Source organism: Parafrigoribacterium mesophilum (genome assembly GCF_039652555.1).
GTDB lineage: Bacteria > Actinomycetota > Actinomycetes > Actinomycetales > Microbacteriaceae > Parafrigoribacterium > Parafrigoribacterium mesophilum.
On record NZ_JBDJAF010000001.1, the window covers coordinates 1,507,617 to 1,529,232 of the forward strand.

Genomic DNA, 21,616 nt, shown 5'->3' on the forward strand with positions numbered 1-21,616 from the left:
CAACGGCCCCTCGTAGCCGGAACGGGAACAGTCGGCTACAGCCCCGAGTAGGTGTGCAGCCCCTTGAAGAACAGATTCACGATGGTGAAGTTGAACAGCACGGCACTGAAGCCGACCAGCGCCAGCCACGCCGACCGCGCGCCGCGCCAACCGCGGGTCGCGCGGGCGTGGATGTAGCCGGCAAAAAGCACCCAGATGATGAAGGTCCAGACCTCCTTGGTGTCCCAGCCCCAGTAGCTGCCCCAGGCCTTTTCGGCCCAGATCGAGCCGGCGATGACGGTGAACGTCCAGAACACAAAACCGACCACGACCACCCGGTAGGCGAGGTTCTCCAGGCGCTGCGCATCCGGCAGCGTCTGCAGGCCCTTCAGCCAGGTCGACTTCCCCGATTCGCGCCTGGCCTGCAGCAGCTGGGCGATCGACAGTCCAGCGCCGATGGCGAACAGCGCGGTGGCCAGGGTGGCGACGAACACGTGGATGACCAGCCAGTATGACTGCAGCGCCGGCGGCAGCGGCTTGACGTCGACGTAGAAGTTGACGGTGCCGACGCCGAGCAGCAACAGCCCGAAACCGGTGATGTAGGCGCCTAGGAACCGCAGATTCTGCCAGAACTGCGCGACGATGAAGACGCCGACGATGATCGCCGAGGAGGTCAGCGAGAACTCGAACATGTTCGACCAGGGCACGTGGCCGTTCGCGAACCCGCGCAGCACCGTGCCGAGCACGTGCAGCACCCAGGCGAGCACGGTGAGCGCGAACGCCGTGCGCTCGAACCGGCGGGACGGCGCCACGGTCTCAGTGGCCGGCGCCCGTTCGAGCGTCGCCGTCGTGGTGCCGGCCATCATCCCTACCGAGCGTGCCGGGACGGTGGCGGTGATCGGAACGGCCTGGCTTTCCGCGGAGCGTTTGGCGAGGTCGAGGGCGAAGCAGACGAAGGCCAGGGTGTACACGGCCATGGCCGAGTAGATGGCAACGAGGGAGTACGACACGAGGTCAGCGATTGTCACCTGCACAGCCTAACTGCCCAGGCGCTTGATGTGTCTGGCGGCAAGGTCTGCGACGGCGCCTTCGAGTCCCGGATCTTCGCCGCGGGCCAGTCCCGCGTATTCGAGGCGGATGCCCCCATCCTCCTCGACCGCCTTCACCCACACCCGACGGCGCGGAACGAACAGCCCGGCGAGCAGTCCCGCGACGGCGAGGACGACGAACACGAACACCCACTGCTGGCTGGGGTCGTGGTGGATGTCGAGCGAGGCGAACCGAGACACGCTGCGGCTTTGGTCCGCTGCGGCCGGATCCATGTTCTCGAAGGTGACCGTGCCGATGCCGCCGGGCAGGCTCACCGTCTGCCCCGGTGTCAGTTGCAGGGCGGGACTGTCGGCGCCGGCGCCGGCCACCTCGGTGAGGCCGTCGGTGTCCAACGCGTACACCGACTTCGGCTCGCCGTCTCCCAGCCCGAGGTCCCCGGTGTATACCCGCAGGCTCAGCATGGGCGCGCGCAACTCGGGATGGATGGAGGTGAACGCGCCGGAGGTGAGCTCCTTGGCTGTCGGGTAGAAGAAGCCGATCATGCCGATCTGCTGGGGCAGAGCATCCGGCACCTTGATGACGCCGATGGAGGTGAGGTTGGTGTCCTGCGGCAGGAAGGGCACGGAATCGCTGAACGCGACATTGCCGTCGCCGTCGCGCACGGTGATGCGCGGTGCGTAGCCGTTGCCGAGAAGGTAGACGTTCGTGCCGCTGATGGACAGGGGCTCGTTCACTTTGATCGCTTCGGCCTGCGCCGGCTGCCGTGGCCGGTAGGCGGTGACATCCGCGGTGTAGTCGATCGCCTGCCCGTACGCATCCAGGTTGTTCTCTTCGTATACGGCGGTGAACTTCTTCAGCACCAGGCGGTACGGCGATAGCGTCGCGTCGGTGAAGAACCGGCCCGGATTGAACGAGTCGTAGGAGCCGAGCACGTTGACGAATGGCTGCCCCTCCACCACGACCTTCTGGCCGGCGTAGCCGAAGCCGCCGCCGATGCCCACCGCGATGAGCACGCCGATGAGGGCCGTGTGGAAGAGCAGGTTGCCGGTTTCGCGGGCGTAGCCGCGTTCGGCGGACACCGACAGGGCCTTGCCGTCGAACAGCTGCACCCGGTACCCGCTGCGCCGCAGCACCTGGCGGGCCGCCTCAATGGCGGTGGCGGCGTCGGTCCCAGCCGGCGCCGGCTGGGTGGTGAAACCGGCGAGCCGTTCCAGGCGTGCCGGGGTTTTCGGGGGTTTCGCGCGCAGCGCCTTCAGGTGGTGCAGCGTGCGCGGCACGACGCATCCGATCAGGGAGACGAACAGCAGCAGGTAGATGCTGGAGAACCACACCGAGGTGTACACGTCGAAGAACTGCAGCGCGTCGAGCACCGGCGCCAGGCCGGGGTTGTCTGCGACATACTGCACCACCCCGTTCGGGTCGGAACTGCGCTGCGGGACGAGCGATCCGGGCACCGCGGCGATGGCCAGCAGCAGCAGCAGGAACAGCGCCGTGCGCATGTTCGTGAGTTGACGCCAGAAGAAGCGCAGATATCCCACAGGACCGAGCCGGGGCTGAGTGATGCCGTCGCTCGGACGCGGCGGCAGCGGGGACTCGATGTGGTCAGAGGGCCGGGACAAAACCGATGATCACCGATCCCAGGTTGGCAATGAGAATGGACCAGATGCCGGACACCATGAGCAGTCCGATCGCAACCAGCATGGCTCCTCCGACGATATTGATGATCCGGATGTGACGTTTCAGCCAGCTGACCGAACCGGTGACCCAGTTGAATCCGAGGGCGACCAGCAGGAAGGGGATGCCCAGTCCCAGACAATAGACCGCCCCGAGCAGGATGCCGCGGGCCGGCGACCCGCTGCCGAGGCTCAGCCCGAGCACTGCCACCAACGTCGGGCCCATGCACGGGGCCCAGCCCAGTCCGAACACGATGCCCAGCAGCGGTGCGCCGCCCAGTCCGGTCGCCACTTTCCACTGCGGTTTCATGGTGCGCTGCAGCACACTGAATTGCCCGATGAAGACGAGCCCCATGACGATCACGACGGCGCCGACGATCCTGGTGATCAGGCCCATCCAACGGATGAGGGTAAGCCCGGCGACCGCGAAGGCGAGGGTGAGGGTGACGTACACGACGCTGAACCCCAGCACGAACAGCAGAACACCCAGTAGCAGCCGGCGGCGGTCCCGCCGCTGCCCGTCTCCGGCGAAGCCGCCCACGTAGCCCAGGTAGCCCGGCACCAGCGGCAGGATGCACGGTGAGGCGAACGACACCAAGCCGGCGGCGAGCGCGATCGGCAAGGCCAGAGCCAAGTTGCCGCCGGAAATGATCTCGCCGATCGGGTTCACTGCGCCGGATTCTGTTGGGCCGTATTCTTCTGCGCCGTATTCTTCTGCGCCGTATTCTTCTGGGCCGAATTCTTCTCGGCCAGCACCGTCTTGATGATGGAGTCGAGAATCGAGGGCGATTGCAGCTGACCGAGGATGCGGGCGGCGACCCGGCCTTCGGTGTCCAACACCAGGGTGGTCGGCAGCGCACTTTGCGCCGTCTTTCCGGCAAAGGCGAGTCGCACGCTGCCGGAGTCCGCGTCGAGGGCGGAGGGGTAGGTCACGTTGTACTTGCGGGCGAAGGCAAGGGACGTGTCAGCGGTGTCAGCGATGTTGACTCCGAGGAATTCGACGCCTTTGCCGTCATAGGCGCGGGACAGTTTCTCCAGGTCGGGCGCCTCGACCCGACACGGGTCGCAGTATGCGGCCCAGAAGTTCACGACCAGCACCGTGCCCCGGTAGTCCTGGCTCGACACCGTCGTGCCGGCGTCGGTGGTGGTGCTGAATTCGACGGGCGCGTCACGGTTCGAGACGGGGATCTCCAGTACGGTGCCATCGCCGGCGATGTAGTTCTGGTTGCCGCCGTCTCGGTATTGCGCGGCGAGCGGGTCGGTCGAGCATCCGGACAGCGCGAGCGCGGCGGCAATGACGAGGGCACCGGCCCTGACGACGAGCTTCACACCGCTCCCCGATCGAGGGCGTCAGCGGCCAGGTCCGCCGCCGGGTCCTGGTAACCGAGTTCGGCGAAGCCGTCGCCGTCCCGGACCAGGGTGGTGATGCTCGACAGGCTGCACCGCCGGTTTCTCGGATCATGGAACAGGTGTCGACCACCGATGGTCCGTTGCACCATGCAAATCGGCAGCTGGTGGCTGACCAGCACGACGTCGCCGTCCGAGGTGCCGCTGAAGGCATCCGCGATCGCGGCGAGCATCCGCTGCGCGATCGAGGCGTACGCCTCCCCCCAACTCGGGCGGAACGGGTTGAGCACCCACGGCCAGGATGCCGGATTGGTGAGCACCTGCGGACCGAACTCGAATTTCTTGCCTTCGAACCGGTTGGTCGGCTCGATGAGGCGCTCGTCGGTCTCTATCGGCAGACCGAATGCTGCCGCCCAGGGCTGTGCCGACTCCTGGGCCCGTTGCAGTGGCGACGCAATGAGCCGCGTGATGGGACGGCGGCCCTTCATCCATTGTGCGGAAGCGGCGGCCATCCGGTTTCCCAGTTCGGAAAGGTGATAGCCCGCCAGGCGTCCATAAAGGATCCCGTCGGGATTGTGAACCTCGCCGTGACGAACGAGGTGGACCTGGGATGCGACCACGATCCAAGTGTACGTAACCGTGCCGAGAGTTTCCGTTGCGGCTAGTTGTGCCCGTTGCGCCGGGCACAACTAGCCGGAACGGAAACTATTGCGCGGAGTCGGGCGGCGAATCGACGCCGGAGCGCCCCGGTAAACTCGCTGGAGTGACCACTCGCACTTTGATCAAGAATCTCGCCGCGTCCAGCGACGGCCCCGTCTGCGTCTCCGGATGGGTGGAAACGGTACGGGATCAGAAGAAGGTGCAGTTCGTCGTGCTGCGCGACGAATCTGGTGCCCTGCAGCTGGTGCATCCGCGGGCGGCGGAGGACGACGCGCTCGCCGACACGATTTCCGGCCTCACCCACGGCAGTTTCCTTACCGCGACCGGCGAGTTGAAGCACGATGAGCGGGTGAAACTCGGCGGCATCGAGGTCAAGCTCGAGTCCTTGGATGTGGTTGGTCCCGCGATTGGCGAAACACCGATCGCCGAGGACTCTGGGCTGGACAAGCGGATGGATTGGCGCTTCCTCGACCTGCGCCGCCCGGAGAACAACCTGATCTTCCGCATCCAGACCACCCTCGAGCACGCCATGCGCACCTGGTGGGTGGAGCACGACTTCATCGAGTTGCACACGCCGAAGCTGATGGCCAGCGCCAGCGAGTCGAAGGCGGAACTGTTCGAGGTGAAGTACTTCGACGGCAAGGCGTTCCTGGCGCAGAGCCCACAGTTCTTCAAGCAGATGGCGCAACCTGCGGGTTTCGGCAAGGTGTTCGAGATCGCGCCGGCGTTCCGGGCCGACCCGTCGTTCACGAGCCGGCACGCCACCGAGTTCACCAGCGTCGACGCCGAGATCAGCTGGATCGACAGCCACGAGGATGTCATGGCGATGCACGAGGAGCTCCTCGTCACCGCGCTCACCGCGGTCAAGGCCAAGCACGGTGACGAAATCCGCGAGTTGTTCGGCGTCGAGGTGACCGTGCCGTCACGCCCTTTCCCGCGCATCCCGCTGCTGGAGGCCAAACGCATCGTGGCCGAGCGCGGCTACGTCGTGCCGCGCACCGACGACGACATGGACCCCGAGGGTGAGCGGCAGATCTCCCAGTACGCGGCAGAGGTGCTCGGCCACGAGTTCGTGTTTCTCACCGACTACCCCACGAGCATCCGGCCGTTCTACCACATGCGTGACGCCGAGCATCCGGAACTCACGAAGAGCTATGACCTGGTCTGGAACGGTGTGGAGATCTCCACCGGCGCCCAGCGCGAACATCGCATCGACGTGCTGACCGCGCAGGCGCGGCAAAAGCACCTGGATCCTGACGAACTGAACTTCTACCTCGACTTCTTCCGCTACGGCGTGCCGCCACACGGCGGGTTCGGGATGGGCCTGTCGCGGCTGCTCATGCTCATGCTGCACCTGCCGAACCTGCGCGAGGTCATCTATCTGTTCCGCGGGCCGAACCGCCTGCTGCCCTAGCGCCCGCACCGCCGGTCGGCCATAATCGGCGGTATGGAACAACTCCTGGTACTCGGTCTGTTCACCATGATCGTCATCGACGGCGTTCTTCTCGTTGCCGCGATCGTCGGGCTGGCCAGGACGAGGTAGGTCCCGCGCGTCGGTCGAACCCGTGAGCGACCGTTCGTTGTTCGCTCATCGCGACTTCCGGATGCTGCTTGTCGGCCAGACCACCAGCCAGTTCGGTGCCCAGGTCAGCGGCATCGCGATCCCGCTCCTGGCCGTGCTGACCCTCAACGCGACCCCGTTCGAGCTCGGCCTGGTCACAGCATCCAGCACGGTGGCGTTCGCGGTGATCGGTTTACCGGCCGGTGCCTGGCTCGACCGGTGGCGCAGGCGCCCGATCCTGGTCGCCAGCGACCTGGCGCGCACCGTGCTGCTGGGCACCATCCCGCTTGGTGCGGTGCTGGGGTTCTTGACCATCCCGTACCTGGTGACGGTGTCGTTGCTGGTCGGTGTCGCGCGGGTGTTCTTCGATGTGGGCTACCAGAGCTACCTGCCGTCGGTGATCGGCAGACATCAGGTGCTGGCGGGCAACTCGGTAATGGAGACCATCCGCGCCTCGGGGCAGGTGGTCGGCCCCGGCGTCGGCGGCGCCTTGGTCACGCTGATCGGCGCGGCCAACGTGGTGCTCGTCCAGGCGGTCACCTTCGCCGTATCGGCCGTGTCGCTGCTGGGCATCCGGGTAACCGAGCCGGCGATCACCGCGGCGCAGGATGCTCCCCGCCTGTTTCCGCAAATCGTCGAAGGACTGCGTTTCGTCCGGCACAATCGGCTCCTGCGAGCCATGGCTATCGCCAGCGGGGCCAGCAACTTTTCGTTCGCGGTGGCCGCCGCAGTGAGCTTCATCTTCCTCTCGCGCACCCTCGAGCTGTCCGCCGCTGCGATAGGCCTGATCGTCGCGGCAGGATCGGTGACGGTGGTCGCCGGTGCGGCCTTCACCCCGCGGCTGTCGAAGGCGTTCGGGTCGGCCAGGATCATCTGGCTGTCGCTGACGGTGACCGCCCCGATCGCCATGATCGGCCCCTTCGCCCAGCCTGGCTGGCTGGTGGTGCTCATCATCGTGGGGATCGCGGCCGGGGAATTCGGCCAGATCATTTACGCGATCACGAACGTGAGCCTGAGGCAACGGCTCTGCCCCGATCGGATGCTCGGCCGCGTCAACGCGACCATGCGGTTCCTGATCATGGGGCTGTTCCCGCTGGGGGCGCTGGTAGGCGGTGTCCTCGGCGAGTGGATCGGGCTGCGCGGCACGCTCTGGGTAGCCGGTGGGATCGTCGTGCTGGCTCCGCTTCCGATCTTCCTGGCGTTGCGCGGCATCCGGGACGTCGACGACCTGCCGTCGTGGGGTTAGCGCACGGCTCAGGCTGCGGACTCGAGGCTCAACAGGGTGCGCTTGGCCTGCGCTCCGCCGACGTAACCGCCTGCGGTGCCGTCCGAGCGCACGACACGGTGGCAGGGCACGACGACCGGCAGCGGATTCGTCGCGCACGCCGAGCCGACCGCCCGCACCGCCTTGGCGTTGCCGACCGCCTGCGCGACCTGCGCGTAGCTTTCGGTGCGCCCGTAGGCGATGCCGGCCAGGTGGCCGAGCACCTCGCGGCGGAAGCCGTGCGAGAGTCGGAAGTCCAGCGGGACGTCGAAGCGCGTTCTGGTGCCTGCGAAGTACTCGTCGAGTTGCCGGGCGACGTCCTGCAGCCGGTGCGGAGCGCGCAGAATGCGCGGGCTCACCGCCGCCGCGAGCGTCGCCAGCACGTCGACGTGGCCGCCGTCGACGTAGGCCACGCGCACCAGCCCGGCCCGGGTGGCGGCGAGCAGCAGCGTTCCGACCGGCGTGTCATGCAGGTCGTAGGCGACATCCAGGATGCCCTCACGCTGTGCTGCCTGCTCGAGCCGGGAGTGCAACCGAGCCAGCTCCTCGGTGTCAGCGCCGTGGAGGGGCGCGAGCAGTTCGAGAGCGTCGTGTTCTTCTGCGATGGTCATCGCTGTTGTCCTTGTCGTGGCATGAGGGGCCGTGGTATCGGGGGCCGTGGCATCGGGGCTCGCTGCGGGCTGTCGAGGGTGAGCCGCAGCGTGCGGATTCCCTCGGAGGCGGCCTTGCGCGCCGCGTCCGGGCTGCCGCCCAGGATTCCGGCGACCTCGCCGTAGGGCAGGCCGATCAGGTAATGGTAGGCGAGCGCGTGGCGTTGCTTGTCGGGGAGGGCGGCGATGGCACGTTCCAGGTCGAGCCGTTCGGCGTCCACCTGCGCCGCCGGTGGTTCGGGCAACACGTCGGTGGTGATCGGCCTGCGCTTCCTGGCCCGCAGGAGGTCGATCGACTTGCGGTGCGCGATCGTGACGAGCCACGCCTCGACGTTGGCGCCCCCATCGAGTGCCGGGTAGGCGCGCAGCGCGGAAAGGAACGTCTCCGACCAGGCGTCGTCGGCATCGTCCGCACCCACCACGGCGCGGCACACGCGCAGTACCGCCGGCCCATAGCGCGTGACGATGTGCTCGAATGGCGGTTTCATGGTCACACTCCAGTAGACGACACGGCGGCCCCCAATGTGAGGTTCGCCTCAGCGGCGCGGTCAGCTCGTCTGGCGCAGGGCCAGCGCCGCCTGCACCAGCGCGGCATGGCTGAGCGCCTGCGGGAAGTTGCCAAGTTGCGCGCCGGTGGTCGGATCGATTTCTTCGGCGAATAAGCCGAGTGGGCTCGCCCGGCGCAGCAGATCCTGGAACAGCTGCGCGGCCTCGGGGCGCCTGCCGGTCATGGCGAGGGCTTGCACCAGCCAGAACGCGCAGGGCACGAACGCCCCTTCGGTGCCGGGGATCCCGTCCTGGCCCGGCGGGTACCGGTACAGCAGGCCACCCCCGGCCGACAGGGCGCTGCGGATGGCGTCGATGGTTCCGCGCATCCGCACCGAATCGGTGGGCTCGATACCGACCAGCGGCAGGATCAGCAGCGCCGCATCCAGGTCGTGGGAACCGTAGGTGCGGGTGTAGCTGCCGAGCTCCTCGCTGAAGCCCTGCTCGTGCACCTGCGCCGCGATGGCGTCCCGTGCGTTCGCCCACCGTGCGCGCTGCCGTGCCGAGCAGCGGTGCGTTGCGGCGATTCTCATGGCGCGGTCCAGCGCGAGCCACGCCATTACCTTGGAGTGCACGTGATGGGCGGCGTCGGCGCGGATCTCCCAGATTCCGGCATCCGGCTCGCTCCAGTGCAACGCCACGAAATCGGTGAAGGACCGCATCGCCCGCCACGTTTCCGAGTACAGCCGGTGCCCGGCCGCGACGAGCGTCCAGGCGGCGTCCAGCACCCAGCCATAGCCGTCGAGCTGGTGCTGATCAGTCGCGCCGTTGCCGGTGCGCACCGGGGCGCTGCCGGCGTAGCCGGGCCAGCCGTGCAGGGTACGTTCCGGCGGAACATGCTTCCCGTCCACCGTGAACATCGCGGGCAGACGCGGGCGTTGCAGCCTGCTGGCGTGCAGCAACCAGCCGAGGAAATTCTTGGCCTCCCGCAGTTTGCCCACGGCGAGGAATGCCGCAACGCCGATGCTGGCGTCCCGCGGCCACGCGAACCGGTAGTCCCAGTTGCGCAGGCCGCCAAGGTATTCCGGAAGCGAGGTCGTCGGCGCGGCCACCGGCGCCCCCGAGGGTGAGTAAGTGAGCAGGCGCAGCGTCAGCAGGCTTCGCACCACGGTGTCGCGGAACGGGAGGTCGGCGTCGATCTGCGCGCTCCAGTCGTGCCAGCGGGCTTCATCGGCGAGGACGAGGTCCCAGGCAACGGCGGGCGTGACATGGATGAGCGGTTCACGATTGGCCAGCGTGACCACGATGGTGAGCGGATGATCCTGGCTGATCTGCACGGTCAGCGGCTCACCCGGCAGCACGCCGATCTCCGGGTCGCAGGTCAGCGACATTGCGAGGGAACCCCATTCACAGACGATGTCCGCCAGGCGGGTGCTGACCCTGGGGCGCCGGTGGTCCTCGCCCAGTCGGGGATCGAATTCGATGGCGGCATCCACGGTGGCGCCGACGACCGATAGGCGGCGCACCAGTAGCAACGACGGCAGCAGGCGGCCGGCCACCTCCGCGATCATCGTTTCGGTGAGGGTGAGCCGGCTTCCGCCGAGGTCCCAGGTCGTTTCCAGTGTGGTCGAATGGCCGCGGTAGCGGCGCTGGACGACCCGAGCCGGCTGGGCCGGCCCCATCCGGAACGTTCCGGCTGCCGGCCCGCCGACAAGGGCACCGAACACACTCACTCCGTCGAACCGGGGCACGCACAGCCAGTCGATCGCGCCGCCGCTGGACACGAGCGCGGCGGTACGCGTGTCACCGAGGAGTCCGTAATCCTCGATCGGCGTGCTGCCAGAGCCGCTCATCACCGGACCTGCAGGAGCAGGCCCAGCACAACGCCGTAGATAAGGTGCGCGACGATCGCCACCGTGGGGGTCTGGATGCCGTAGTTGAGTCCCAACAGCCCAGGTGGCTCCAGGACCGCGGTGCTGGAGGGCCCTGCGCTTTCGGATGCCATACGCGGGTTCACGCCCGGGACCAGCGGCAGCAGGACGGTCAGCGCGACGGCGACGTGCAGCAAGCCCAGCAGCGCGCCGAGCCACCAGGACGCCTGGTGCACCAGGGCGAACGTGGCCGCATAGCCCAGGGCGAACCCTTGTCCGATGACCAGGTGGAGGAAGAAGCCGGCGATCCTGGCTTTGTCGGGGTCTTCGGTGAAGATGGTGCCCAGCACGAGCGGAAAATCGAGGCGGGTGAGCCCGGCCAGCTGCGCGGTGATCATAGCCGCGGTCAGAGCGGCGGTCGCAATCAGCCCGAACAGGGCCCATCCGCTCCAGTCCACACTGTTACGCTAACCGCCTGTGGTGAACGCACACAAGGCCCACGCGCGAGCTTGACTCACTATGGGTGCACGTCGCGGTGAATGGCGCGGTAGTGCCGGTTGCGACCGCGCAGCACGAGGCCGGCCAACAACGCCGCGACCAACGAGGCCGCCACGATGGCGACCTTCGCGTCCCCGTCGTGCGGGCCGTCCGCACCGAAGCCGAGTTCGGCGACCAGCAGCGACACGGTGAAGCCGATACCGCCCAGAAAGGCCACGCCGGTCAGGTCGATCCAGTTCACCGAGGGGTCCAGTTCGGCCCTGGTGAGCCGCGTCGTCAGCCAGGTGGTGGCCACGATGCCCAGCGGCTTGCCGACGACCAACGCCACCAGCACGCCGATCGTGACCGGGCTACCGAGGGACGCGACGAGCCCGTCCCAGCCGCCGATGGTCACGCCGGCGGCGAAAAAGGCGAAGACCGGCACCGCAAACCCCGTCGAAATGGGCCGGAACCGGTGTTCGAAGACCTCGGCAAGCCCAGGACCCGTGTCATCCGCGCTACCGGCCGCGCGCAGCACGGGCACCGCGAAGCCGAGCAGCACGCCGGCCACGGTAGAATGCACCCCCGAGGCGTGCAACAGCACCCACGCCGCGATACCGATCGGCAGCAGCACGAACCACGCGGCCGACGCGTTGAGCCGAAAGAACTTGCGGTATTTCTGCGCCAGAAACGTGTAGAGCGCGAGGGGCACCAGGGTGAGCAGCAGCGGCATCAGCTGGATGCTCGTCGTATAGAAGAAGGCGATGATGACGATGGCGATAAGGTCGTCCACCACGGCAAGGGTGAGCAGGAACAGTCGAAGCGCACTCGGCAGATGCGAGCCGATGACGGCCAACACCGCCAGCGCAAAGGCGATGTCGGTGGCGGTGGGGACCGCCCAGCCCCGCAGGGCATCCGGGTCATTCCAGTTGATGGCCACGTAGATCAAGGCGGGCACAATCACTCCGCCGACCGCGGCGGCCACGGGCACGATGGCGGTGCTGAGATCCCGCAGGTCTCCCGCGACGAACTCGCGCTTGAGCTCCAATCCCACCAGGAAGAAGAAGATCGCCAGCAATCCGTCGGCGGACCACTGGCCGACGCTCAGTTCGAGGTGCCAGGGGGCGTACCCGAAAGTGATATCCCGCAGCGCGAAGTAGCTGTCCGACAGCGGCGAGTTCGACCACAGCAGCGCGAGGGCGGAGGCCCCGACCAGAAGCGCGCCGCCAACTGTCTCTTTGCGGAGAATCGCGCCGATACGGACGATCTCGCCAAAACCTGCCCGCCCGAAGACGAATCGTCTGGGCTGACGTTGTGAGCGGGATGCAACCACGGTGGCTCCTTGGGCGAAGTGTTGGCAAAGAAATTGCCGACCAGACTTCCCGGCGCACCTGATGGTCAGTCTATCGACTGCCTGGTGAACCGCCGCCTGGCCTATCGTTGACCTCAGATGATGATCACGAGACGAGAAGCCGCCCTGCGTCTGGACATCCCGCTGGAGATGGCCAGGCGGCATGGTTTGCCCGCCCGCATGTCTGAGCCGGAATTGGCGGAGCTTGACACGCATCCGCCGGCGTGGTTGGCGCAGTCCCGCGCCAACCGTACCGGCAGCCGGCCGGTCTGGGTGCAACTGACCTGCGAGATCTGCGGATTCACCGAGGCTGCCCGTCCGAAGAAGTGGTGGCCGGCTTTTTCCCACCTCAGTTGTTCTCATCACGCGGCGGACGAACTGCCGGTGCCCGTCGCCGGGTTCTCGCGTCGTGAAGTCGACGGTATTGGCAGCCGTTTCGTCGGAATCGTGGACACCCCGCCCGGTAGCTGAGCCCTCGCCGCGAGGGCATCCGAATTAGATTCGGTCTAAGACGGCTTCGAGGAACTAGAATTCCCGTAACCTGCACGGCATCATCTGGGACAACCATGCGAGGCGAAAGGTCCGGCGACGATTATGGGCAAGCTAGTTTACGGAGCCTCCGTAGCTGAAATCGAGGTGGACGACCGAACGCTTGCGCACTTGGAGATTGTCATCGTCGCAAAGCTTCGCCGCGATGAGAAGTTCGTGCTTTCCTGGCACCACGGCCAATCGGGTGGGGGCGGCCGCAGCACGGTCTGGATCCATTCGGCGATTCCGTTGCATTTCCAATTCAACGGCAGCAAGGAACCGTCCATCAATCCGGCATGGCTGAAGGAGCTCATGGCCATCGCCAACAGCCCGGGCGGACTTCACATCATCCCAGAACCAGAACTCGAGCCGGCCAGCCGATGACCGGTGCCGGTCAACGCTGACGCAGCCCCGCGTCGCTCAGGTCACGCTCGCTCAGTCCTGCCGCCAGTGCCGCCTCCCTGGCGCGGGTGACGGTGCGTTCGTAGTGAGTGCTGACCAGGGCACCTACCCGATCCCACCGGTCACCGAAGGTCTCACCTTCCATGCCGACGGGCCGGGTCTCGTGCCGCAGCCTGAAGTTGGCAGCGGCGGCTTCGTCCAACGCCGCTGCCAGGGCGCGGGCCGCGTCACCTCTCGGCGTTCGATCGGTAAGCAGTTCGGACGCCGCGCGCAACCGGGCGTCCTCCGGATCGACGATGGTGTCGCCCATTCCGATCGGCCCTAGTGGACGAACTCGTCCAGGGTCGTGACGCGAATCGCGACGCCGGGGCTGACCAGCAGGAGCTCCACCCCATCCTCGTGCAGCAGGGGGACCAGCTCGGAGTGACCGGAGTCGAGCACCTTGCGGCAGTTACGGAGGAACACGTCGGCCATCGACGGCCGCGCGGTGAATTCCCTGCCGCCGTAACTGATGACCACTGTCGCCGGTTCCCTTTCCGCCTCCGTCCGAGACGTCGGGATCTCAGACCCGGACGCCATCGGATCGCGGTGCGGATGCAATGCGACGATCTCGCGACCACGTGTGGGCACCCGGCGCACCGTCTGCAACTTGCGCGAGGGTTGGTCAGCCGCCTTCGATGCTCGTATTGCTGGGTCCACGAATTACCACCCCCGACAGATGCATGTGCACTACCCGAGCAGACCGCCCACTCAAGGAAAAGTTTCCGCCTGTGCCACCCCTCGATCAAGGGCTTGTCGATGGTGTGCGGACGTGCTACTTTCGGCAGAAATCCGAACTGCTGCGGTGACGGTCACACTGCTGCGGTGATGGTTACGCAGCGTGCCGCCATATCAAGTACCTCCCCGTCGAAATGGGATGCCTCGTCCCAGGACAGGAGGATCCGATTGCCGGGCAGCCGGATGCGGTGCCGGGAGACATCGAAGTTCGCCACCACCGCCAGTCCGCCCCGATGCACCACGAACCACCGTTCGTTCTCGTCGAACTCGGTAGCGACCGACCCGAACCGCGGGTCGGCGAATTCGGGGTGACTGCGACGCAGCGCGATCAGGCGCCGGTAGAAGTCGTGCATCCGCCGGTGGCGCCCGCCATCGACCTCGGCCCAGTCCAGCTTCGACCCTGCGAACGTTGCGAGATCCCCCGGATCGGGCACCACCGCCGGATCCCACCCCATCCGTTCGAACTCGGCGAGACGCCCCGCAACGGTGGCGGCCGCCAGTTCGGGCTCCGGATGCGAGGTGAAGAACTGCCACGGTGTTGACGCGGCCCACTCCTCACCCATGAACAGCATCGGCGTGAACGGTGACGTGAGGGTCAGAGCGGCGGCAATCGCCAGAGCGCCGTCATCCACCGAGGCGGCGAGCCGGTCCCCGGCGGCTCGATTCCCCACTTGGTCGTGGGTCTGGTCGGAGACAACCAGGCGGAACGCCGGCATGCGTTCGGTGTCGACCGGGCGCCCATGCGGGCGGCCGCGGAACGACGAATAGGTGCCATCGTGGAAGAAACCTCTGGTCAACACTTTGCTGAGTGCTGCCAGCGAATCGAAGTCGGAGTAATACCCCACCGTTTCACCGGTTACCGCGACGTGCACGGCGTGATGGAAGTCGTCACTCCACTGCGCGGTCAGCCCATACCCGTCGCCCTCCCTCGGGGTGATCAGGGTGGGGTCGTTGAGATCGGACTCTGCGATCAGGCTCAACGGACGTCCGAGGAAGGCGGACAACGCCTCGGTCTCCTCGGCGAGTTCCTGCAACAGATGCTTGGCCGAGTGGTCGACGAGGGCGTGCACCGCGTCGAGCCGGAGTCCGTCGACGTGGTAGTCGCGCAACCACATCCGAGCGTTGTCGAGGATGAAACGCCGTACCGGTGCGGCGTCGGCACCGTCGAGGTTGATCGATTCACCCCAGGTGTTCTTCGCGGACCGGTTCAGGTACGGACCGAACCGGGGCAGGTAATTGCCGCTGGGGCCAAGGTGGTTGTAGACGACGTCCTGGATGACGGCCAGTCCGGCGGCGTGGCAGGCGTCGACGAAACGCTGATACGCGACCGGGCCGCCATAGCTTTCCTGCACCGCATACCAGAGCACGCCGTCGTAGCCCCAATTGTGATGGCCGTTGAACGCGTTGACCGGCAGCAGTTCCACGAAGTCGATGCCGAGGTCCACCAGATGGCCCAGTCTCGCAGTCGCCGCATCCAGCGTCCCCTCCGGCGTGAACGTGCCGATGTGCAGTTCGTAGATCACCCCGCCGGCCAGCTGACGACCTGTCCAACGGGCATCGGTCCACGCGAAGGCTGAGCCGTCGAAGGTGCGCGAAAGCTCATGGACGCCGCCGGGTTGGCGACGGGACCGGGGATCGGGGAGCGCGACGGCGTCGTCGTCGAGAAGGTAACCGTAGTCGACCACCGAGCCCGGCACCGGTTCAGCAGGCTGCCACCAGCCGTCGGGTCCGGCGACCATTGCCCGCCGCTCGCCGTCGGCGAGCAACGCGACGGAGCGCGCCGCCGGTGCCCACACATCGAAGTTCATCGGCCCCTCTTCTACGGTTCGGCGGCCAGTAACGCGACCGGATAGCGGTCGAGCAGGCGCACCAGCTCGACCTCCCCGCCGCTGAAGCGACGACCGGTGATCACGTCGACCCGGGAACGCGCCGACAACAGGATCCGGGTGTCCCGCCAGCCTCCCCCGGCCGCCAATCCGAGCGGCAGACGTGTGGCGACGGCAACGGCGCCACCCCGGTCGAAGGCGACAACATGCTGCCCGGCCGGGCCGAACCCGGCGACGCCCAGGTACCTGGTGAACAGTTCCGGCCGGTCCCGCCGGAGCCGCAAGGCACGGCTGGTCACGAGGAGCTTGGCTTCACCGGAGGGGTCGATGGGTGGCAATTCACCGCCGTCGATCCGCTGCAGTGCCGCTTCGGCGGCCCGGAAATCGACCGGCCGGCGGTTGTCGGGGTCGACCAGGGAGCGTTCCCAGAACTCGCTGCCCTGATAGACGTCGGGCACGCCCGGCCCGGCCAGCTGCAGCAGTTTGGCCGACAGCGAGTTCGACCACCCGGCATCCTGCACCCGCCGCAGCAGAGCCGTCAGAATCCGAACCACTTCAGGGTCGTCGAAGGCGGAGTCGACCAGCGCGTGCATCCTGGCTTCGAACCGCTCGTTCGGCCGGTCCCACGAGGTGGAGTTGCCCGCCTCGCGCGACGCTTTCTCGGCGTACCCGTGGAGGCGGTCCCGGGTGGCCGGCCATGCCCCGAGGATCGCCTGCCACAACAGTGACTCGAGCGGGCCGTCGCCCAGCGGGGCGAGGCGCCGCAGCCGGGCCAGTGCGTCCGCCCACTCGTGCGGGATCTCGGAAAGGACGTCGATCCGCGCACGCACGTCCTCGCCGCGTTTGGTGTCGTGGGTGGACAGCGTGGTCATGGACAGTGGGAATCCGGCCTGCCTGACGGTGTTCCTGCGGTGGTACTCGTTCACGTCGATGGCGAACTCGGAGGGGTCGGCGCCCACCTCGGTCAGGGACCCGAGTCGGGTGTAGCGATAGAACGCGCAATCCTCCACTCCTTTTGCCATGACCATGCCGGAGGTCTGCTGGAATCGGATGGCAACCGGATGCGCGGGGTCGCTGAGCAGGAGGTACAGTTCCTCGACGGTGCGGGCCAGCTCCGGGTGCCGGCGTTTCGCAGTTGCCGCGGCGTGCCGGAGGTGCTCGATTCCGAACGGCAGGTAGCTGCGGTAGACCGGGAAGCAGGTAAGCAGTTCGGCGAGCGCGTCCGCGAGCGATTCTCGATCGGTGATCACGGCACCGGAGCGCCGCACATCGCGAACCAGCCGTAACACCTCTGAATGGAGGATTCCGTCGGCCACGGCCCGCTTCGTGGAATGACGCAGCGCTTCCCAGGACGGCGGCTTACGCCGGTCGCGCACGTCGGCATCCAGAGCGTCGAGACCATCCTGGCCGCTTTCATCCACGAGCACCCTGTCGATGTCGGCGAGGGCGTCATAGCCGGTGGTGCCGGCCACCGGCCAGGCTCCGGGCAGCCGTTCGTCGCCCTCGAGAATCTTCTCCACGAGGAGGTACGTCCCACCGGTGGCCTCGGCCAGGGTGTCCAGATACCCGCCCGGGTCGGCTAGTCCGTCCGGGTGGTCCACGCGCAGGCCGTCGACCCAGCCGGTGCGGATCCAGCTCAGGATCTCCTGGTGCGACTTCTGGAACACCCAGGGAATCTCGACCCGAAGCCCGGCCAGCGTGTTGACGGCGAAAAACCGACGGTAGTTCGCTTCGCTGTCTGCCCGGCGCCAGTTGACCAGTTCATAGTGTTGACGCTCGTGCACGGTGCGCGGGTCCACTGCGTCATCCGCGGTGCCTGGTGCGATCGGAAAGCGCTGGTCGAAGTACCGCAACTCGTCGCCGATCACCCGGAGGGCGGCGAGCTCGTCCGACCCGTCGCCGAGGACGGGCAGGCGTACGCGGCCGGCACCGAATTCCCAGTCGATGTCGAAGGCTTCGGCAAAAGACGACGCCGCACCGTGTTTCAGCACGTCCCACCACCAGGCGTTGGATGCGGCGTCGGCGATGCCCATGTGATTGGGGACGATGTCGACCAGCACGCCGAGGCCCAGCGCGTGGGCTCGGGCGGCGAAGTGCTCCAGGCCGGCGGCTCCTCCCCTGGCCGGGTCGACACGGCTGTGGTCCACGATGTCGTAGCCGTGGTCTGAGCCAGCTTGGGCCTGCAGCAGCGGCGACAGGTACACCCAGTCCGCGCCTAGGGCGTGCAGGTAGTCGAGCACGCGGGTTGCCGCCTCAAGCGGGAAGGACGACCTGATCTGCAGTCGATAGGTCGAGGCTGGAGCGAGCATCAGACCGGCATGCCGTTCGGCCCGACGCTTCCGGCGATGAGCGTGGCAGACACGGAATTGTCCGGTTCCACCTCGAGATCGGTGACGTGGGCTTGCAGCACCAGCAGTGACCGAGCCTCGACGAGGAGGCTTTCGCCGGCGGCCAGTGCTGCGTCGGCGCGTTCCCCGGCGGTATCGACCACGATGTCCCACGACGTGGCGTACTCCTCGGGCGGCACGATGAATTCCACGGCCGCGTCGTCGCCATTGAAATAGATGACAAAGTTGACGTCAACGATGTGACGTCCGCGCGCATCCCTGCCCTGGATGCCGTTGCCGTTGAGGAAGAGCCCCAGCGAGCGGCTCAAACCGACGTCCCAATCTTCTGGGATCATGGCCGTGCCATCCGGTCTCAGCCAGACAATGTCTGGGAGCGGCTCACCCGGGCCGCGATTGACCGGCCTGCCGTCGAAAAAGCGAACGCGCCGGAACGTCGGATGCTCCCTCCGCAGCCGCGATAGGGCAGCGGTGAATTCGACGAGGGAGCGGTCCGCATCCTCCCAGTGCAGCCAGGACAGCTCGGAGTCCTGAGAGTACACGTTGTTGTTACCGTGTTGACTGCGGCCGGATTCGTCGCCGTGCGCGATCATCGGCACGCCCTGGGACAACAGCAAGGTGGCAAGAAAATTCCGCTGCTGCCGGGAACGCAGCCGCAGCACGTCCGGGTCGTCGCTGGGTCCTTCAACGCCGCAGTTCCAGGAGCGGTTGTCGGACTCACCGTCATTGCCGTCCTCACCGTTGGCCTCGTTGTGTTTCGTGTTGTACGAGACCAAGTCGGCCAAGGTGAATCCGTCGTGGGCGGTGACGAAGTTGATCGACGCGACCGGCCGGCGACCGTCTTTCTCGTACAGGTCGGCTGACCCGGTGATGCGGGAGGCGAACTCGCCGAGTACCGAGGGTTCGCCGCGCCAGAAGTCTCGGATCGTGTCCCGGTATTTGCCGTTCCACTCCGACCACTGCGGCGGGAAGCCGCCCACCTGGTAGCCGCCGGGTCCGACATCCCAGGGTTCGGCGATGAGCTTGACCTGCGACACCACGGGGTCCTGCTGCACCAGTTCGAAGAAGGTGGCGAGCTTGTCCACGTCATAGAACTCGCGTGCCAGCGCCGAGGCGAGATCAAATCGGAAGCCGTCGACGTGCATGTCGACGACCCAGTAGCGCAGCGAATCCATGATCAGCTGCAACGAGTGCGGGTGCCGCACGTTGAAGGAGTTGCCGGTGCCCGTGTAATCCATGTAGTACTGCGGGTCATCGTCGACCAGCCGGTAGTACGCCTGATTGTCGATGCCCTTGAACGACAGGGTAGGCCCGAGGTGGTTGCCCTCTGCCGTGTGGTTGTAGACCACGTCGAGGATGACTTCCAAGTTCTCCTCGTGGTACACCTGCACCATCCGCTTGAACTCCTGCACCTGCTGGCCCAGGTCGCCGCTGGAGGAGTACCCGCTGTGGGGCGCGAAGAACCCGATGGTGTTATAGCCCCAGTAGTTGCTGCGGCCAGCCTCGAGCAGATGCTGGTCGTGCACGAACTGGTGGACCGGCATCAGCTCCAGAGCGGTGACTCCGAGCCGGCGCAGGTGCTCGAGGACGGCCGGATGCGTCAGTGCCGCGTAGCTGCCGCGTTCGGCTTCGGCGATGTCCGGGTGCAGCTGCGTCAGTCCTTTGACGTGTGCCTCGTAGATCAGCGTCTCGCTGTACGGGGTGTCCGGAGCGCGGTCGCCGCCCCAGTCGAAGAACGGATTCGTGACCACTGCCAGCATGGTGTGCGGCGCCGAGTCCTCGTCGTTGCGGGAAAGCGGGTCGCCGAAGTGGTAACCGAACAGGGACGGATGCCACTGGATCCGGCCGCAGGTCGCTTTTGCATAGGGGTCCAGCAGGAGCTTGTTCGGGTTGGCCCGCAGTCCGGCCTTGGGATCATACGAGCCGTGCACCCGATATCCGTAGCGCTGGCCGGGCTGGACCTGTGGAAGATACACGTGCCAGACGTTGGCATCCACCTCGACCACGTCGACGCGTGTCTCCACCCGGTCGTCGTCGAACAGACACAACTGCACCCTCTCGGCTGCTTCGCTGAACAGCGCAAAGTTGGTACCCGCGCCGTCGAAGGTGGCTCCGAGCGGGCGAGCCGAACCGGGCCAGGTCTCCATGCGGTGCTGCCGGGTCACCGATCGGTGACGTCCGGGACGTCGGAGTAGTCGTCGAGTCCAGAAATATCCTGCATCTCGTTGGACCACATCGGCCGATCCGGCTGCAACTTCTTGGTCTTGCGCTCCAACTCCACAAGGACCTTCTTGTCCGTCTCGTCCTCCTCCGAGTCCGGCCGGCTATCGACCGGGGTGGAGAACAGTTGGCTCGCCGGACCGATCAAGAAATGCGCGTACTGCTTCTCACCGCTGTCGCCCACGAAGGGCAGGGACACCACATCGGAAAGCTCCCGCTTGGACAACGCCCTGGCGTAGCGCAATACCGCCTTGCACATGCGGTCGGCAAGGACGACGCTTCCGCTGACGTAGAACAGCCTTCTCATGGTCGCAGTTTCTTCGCTCGTCGACGAGGTAACAAGGACTTGCCGGGCATCTTCCACCGGGGTAAGGGTTCCGTCCGGTCCAACTTTCGTGCCGCCACGGGATTGCCAAGCACGCGTCGTGGTGGTCCGCTGATGAGCGACACGGCGTAGGCTCAATATCCTCACCAGGCGATTGCGGACTCGAGAAGGGCCAGGATCGGACACTATGGGAAAACTGCTTTACGGCACACCGCCCACGGAGGTTGACTTCGATGACCGCGTTCTGGTCCATCTGCAGATCGTGATCGGTGCCAAGCTGCGCCGCCGCGAGAGCTTCTTCTTCTCCTGGAAGAACGACGTGCAGGTGGGCAACGGCCGCACCAGTATCTGGATGGATGCGTCCATCCCGTTGGCCTTCAAGTATTCCGGCGGAAGGGTGCCGATCGTCAACCGGGAGTGGCTGGAAATCCTGACAGCGTCGGCCAACAGCGGCTCGGGACTGCAGTACGTTCCGGAACCGGGGGGCGGAAACGGCAGCGGAACCGCAGCGCCCAGCGGTGGAGCATCCGCACTCTAGAAGTTATGCTCCGACGGCATCGTCGCCGGGTCGAGGACCCGCGCGGTAGTTTCCCTGCGAATCGTCTGGCCGGTGACCGTTTCGAGGGCGAACGGCATCGAATCGCCCAAGACGACATACAGCTTGCCGGCGTTCAACAGCTGAAACTCGACTACGTGGCGCCCGGGAAGGACGTCCTGGTCGGTCGTTGCAAATGCCGCTGACACCAAGGCGCTTACCTGCTCGATGGTGTGTTCCGGGCTCAGCTCCAGTGCCTCACCGCCGTAATGCAGGATCAATGACATGC

Annotated in this window: 22 protein-coding genes; 5 read left to right on the top strand and 17 right to left on the bottom strand. The window is 66.5% G+C overall.

Going from position 1 to position 21,616, the window contains the following annotated elements:
• Window positions 1-35 precede the first annotated feature (35 nt).
• From ccsB to ABFX56_RS07210, 5 genes are all read right to left on the bottom strand, one after another.
• On the bottom strand, window positions 36-1,007 hold the full coding sequence (gene ccsB / locus ABFX56_RS07190; protein ID WP_428834409.1) for a c-type cytochrome biogenesis protein CcsB: 972 nt from the start codon (window positions 1,005-1,007) through the stop codon (window positions 36-38).
• Window positions 1,008-1,016: 9 nt separating this feature from the next.
• Window positions 1,017-2,567 (bottom strand): cytochrome c biogenesis protein ResB, encoded by a 1,551-nt coding sequence (gene resB, locus ABFX56_RS07195; protein ID WP_346232571.1) that lies wholly within the window; start codon window positions 2,565-2,567, stop codon window positions 1,017-1,019.
• A 64-nt stretch (window positions 2,568-2,631) separates the two neighbouring features.
• Window positions 2,632-3,372, bottom strand: coding sequence for a cytochrome c biogenesis CcdA family protein (locus tag ABFX56_RS07200; RefSeq protein WP_346232572.1), 741 nt, complete (start codon window positions 3,370-3,372; stop codon window positions 2,632-2,634).
• A complete protein-coding gene (locus ABFX56_RS07205; RefSeq protein WP_346232573.1) occupies window positions 3,369-4,031 on the bottom strand; it encodes a TlpA disulfide reductase family protein in 663 nt (220 codons plus the stop codon). The genes ABFX56_RS07200 and ABFX56_RS07205 overlap by 4 nt, the downstream gene beginning before the upstream one ends.
• Entirely contained in the window at window positions 4,028-4,669 is a 642-nt protein-coding gene (locus tag ABFX56_RS07210; protein WP_346232574.1) for a histidine phosphatase family protein, read from the bottom strand. Before ABFX56_RS07210 ends, ABFX56_RS07205 begins: the two co-directional genes overlap by 4 nt.
• Before the next feature lie 143 nt (window positions 4,670-4,812).
• Between ABFX56_RS07210 and aspS the strand changes: the two genes are divergently transcribed.
• Together aspS and ABFX56_RS07220 are read left to right on the top strand one after the other, a co-directional pair.
• Window positions 4,813-6,123, top strand: a complete 1,311-nt coding sequence (gene aspS / locus ABFX56_RS07215) for an aspartate--tRNA(Asn) ligase (protein ID WP_346232575.1) — start codon at window positions 4,813-4,815, stop codon at window positions 6,121-6,123.
• 151 nt (window positions 6,124-6,274) lie between these two features.
• Complete coding sequence (locus tag ABFX56_RS07220; RefSeq protein WP_346232576.1) at window positions 6,275-7,516, top strand: MFS transporter; 1,242 nt, start codon at window positions 6,275-6,277, stop codon at window positions 7,514-7,516.
• 8 nt (window positions 7,517-7,524) lie between these two features.
• Here the strand turns inward: ABFX56_RS07220 and ABFX56_RS07225 are convergent, their stop codons facing one another.
• Genes ABFX56_RS07225 through nhaA form a run of 5 tightly spaced genes read right to left on the bottom strand, consistent with a single transcriptional unit; the run spans window position 7,525 to window position 12,351 of the window.
• The gene (locus ABFX56_RS07225) at window positions 7,525-8,145 is read right to left on the bottom strand and encodes a methylated-DNA--[protein]-cysteine S-methyltransferase (RefSeq protein WP_346232577.1); all 621 of its coding nucleotides are present in this window, start codon (window positions 8,143-8,145) and stop codon (window positions 7,525-7,527) included.
• Window positions 8,142-8,672, bottom strand: coding sequence for an RNA polymerase sigma factor (locus tag ABFX56_RS07230; protein ID WP_346232578.1), 531 nt, complete (start codon window positions 8,670-8,672; stop codon window positions 8,142-8,144). The genes ABFX56_RS07225 and ABFX56_RS07230 overlap by 4 nt, the downstream gene beginning before the upstream one ends.
• A gap of 60 nt (window positions 8,673-8,732) precedes the next feature.
• Window positions 8,733-10,523 (bottom strand): glycoside hydrolase family 15 protein, encoded by a 1,791-nt coding sequence (locus tag ABFX56_RS07235; protein ID WP_346232579.1) that lies wholly within the window; start codon window positions 10,521-10,523, stop codon window positions 8,733-8,735.
• Window positions 10,523-10,999, bottom strand: a complete 477-nt coding sequence (locus ABFX56_RS07240; RefSeq protein WP_346232580.1) for a hypothetical protein — start codon at window positions 10,997-10,999, stop codon at window positions 10,523-10,525. Before ABFX56_RS07240 ends, ABFX56_RS07235 begins: the two co-directional genes overlap by 1 nt.
• Before the next feature lie 59 nt (window positions 11,000-11,058).
• Window positions 11,059-12,351 (bottom strand): Na+/H+ antiporter NhaA, encoded by a 1,293-nt coding sequence (nhaA, locus tag ABFX56_RS07245; RefSeq protein ID WP_346232581.1) that lies wholly within the window; start codon window positions 12,349-12,351, stop codon window positions 11,059-11,061.
• Window positions 12,352-12,471: 120 nt separating this feature from the next.
• On the opposite strand from nhaA, the gene ABFX56_RS07250 reads away from it, so the two are divergent.
• The gene (locus tag ABFX56_RS07250; protein WP_346233170.1) at window positions 12,472-12,840 is read left to right on the top strand and encodes a hypothetical protein; all 369 of its coding nucleotides are present in this window, start codon (window positions 12,472-12,474) and stop codon (window positions 12,838-12,840) included.
• Between the two features lie 123 nt (window positions 12,841-12,963).
• Window positions 12,964-13,281: a DUF7882 family protein gene (locus ABFX56_RS07255; RefSeq protein WP_346232582.1), complete on the top strand. Its 318-nt coding sequence runs from the start codon at window positions 12,964-12,966 to the stop codon at window positions 13,279-13,281.
• Window positions 13,282-13,291: 10 nt separating this feature from the next.
• Here the strand turns inward: ABFX56_RS07255 and ABFX56_RS07260 are convergent, their stop codons facing one another.
• From ABFX56_RS07260 to ABFX56_RS07285, 6 genes are all read right to left on the bottom strand, one after another.
• Entirely contained in the window at window positions 13,292-13,609 is a 318-nt protein-coding gene (locus tag ABFX56_RS07260) for a hypothetical protein (RefSeq protein WP_346232583.1), read from the bottom strand.
• Window positions 13,610-13,620: 11 nt separating this feature from the next.
• The gene (locus ABFX56_RS07265) at window positions 13,621-13,929 is read right to left on the bottom strand and encodes a hypothetical protein (RefSeq protein WP_346232584.1); all 309 of its coding nucleotides are present in this window, start codon (window positions 13,927-13,929) and stop codon (window positions 13,621-13,623) included.
• Between the two features lie 221 nt (window positions 13,930-14,150).
• On the bottom strand, window positions 14,151-15,884 hold the full coding sequence (gene treZ, locus ABFX56_RS07270; protein WP_346232585.1) for a malto-oligosyltrehalose trehalohydrolase: 1,734 nt from the start codon (window positions 15,882-15,884) through the stop codon (window positions 14,151-14,153).
• Between the two features lie 11 nt (window positions 15,885-15,895).
• A complete protein-coding gene (treY, locus tag ABFX56_RS07275; protein WP_346232586.1) occupies window positions 15,896-18,211 on the bottom strand; it encodes a malto-oligosyltrehalose synthase in 2,316 nt (771 codons plus the stop codon).
• Window positions 18,211-20,394 carry a glycogen debranching protein GlgX gene (gene glgX / locus ABFX56_RS07280; protein ID WP_346232587.1) on the bottom strand — a complete coding sequence of 728 codons (2,184 nt, stop codon included), beginning with the start codon at window positions 20,392-20,394 and terminating at the stop codon, window positions 18,211-18,213. Before glgX ends, treY begins: the two co-directional genes overlap by 1 nt.
• Window positions 20,395-20,408: 14 nt before the next feature.
• Window positions 20,409-20,774 carry a hypothetical protein gene (locus ABFX56_RS07285; RefSeq protein ID WP_346232588.1) on the bottom strand — a complete coding sequence of 122 codons (366 nt, stop codon included), beginning with the start codon at window positions 20,772-20,774 and terminating at the stop codon, window positions 20,409-20,411.
• 205 nt (window positions 20,775-20,979) lie between these two features.
• Between ABFX56_RS07285 and ABFX56_RS07290 the strand changes: the two genes are divergently transcribed.
• On the top strand, window positions 20,980-21,330 hold the full coding sequence (locus tag ABFX56_RS07290) for a DUF7882 family protein (RefSeq protein WP_346232589.1): 351 nt from the start codon (window positions 20,980-20,982) through the stop codon (window positions 21,328-21,330).
• Here ABFX56_RS07290 and ABFX56_RS07295 read toward each other — a convergent pair.
• Entirely contained in the window at window positions 21,327-21,614 is a 288-nt protein-coding gene (locus ABFX56_RS07295) for a hypothetical protein (protein ID WP_346232590.1), read from the bottom strand. The genes ABFX56_RS07290 and ABFX56_RS07295 overlap by 4 nt on opposite strands.
• Between the last annotated feature and the right edge of the window lie 2 nt (window positions 21,615-21,616).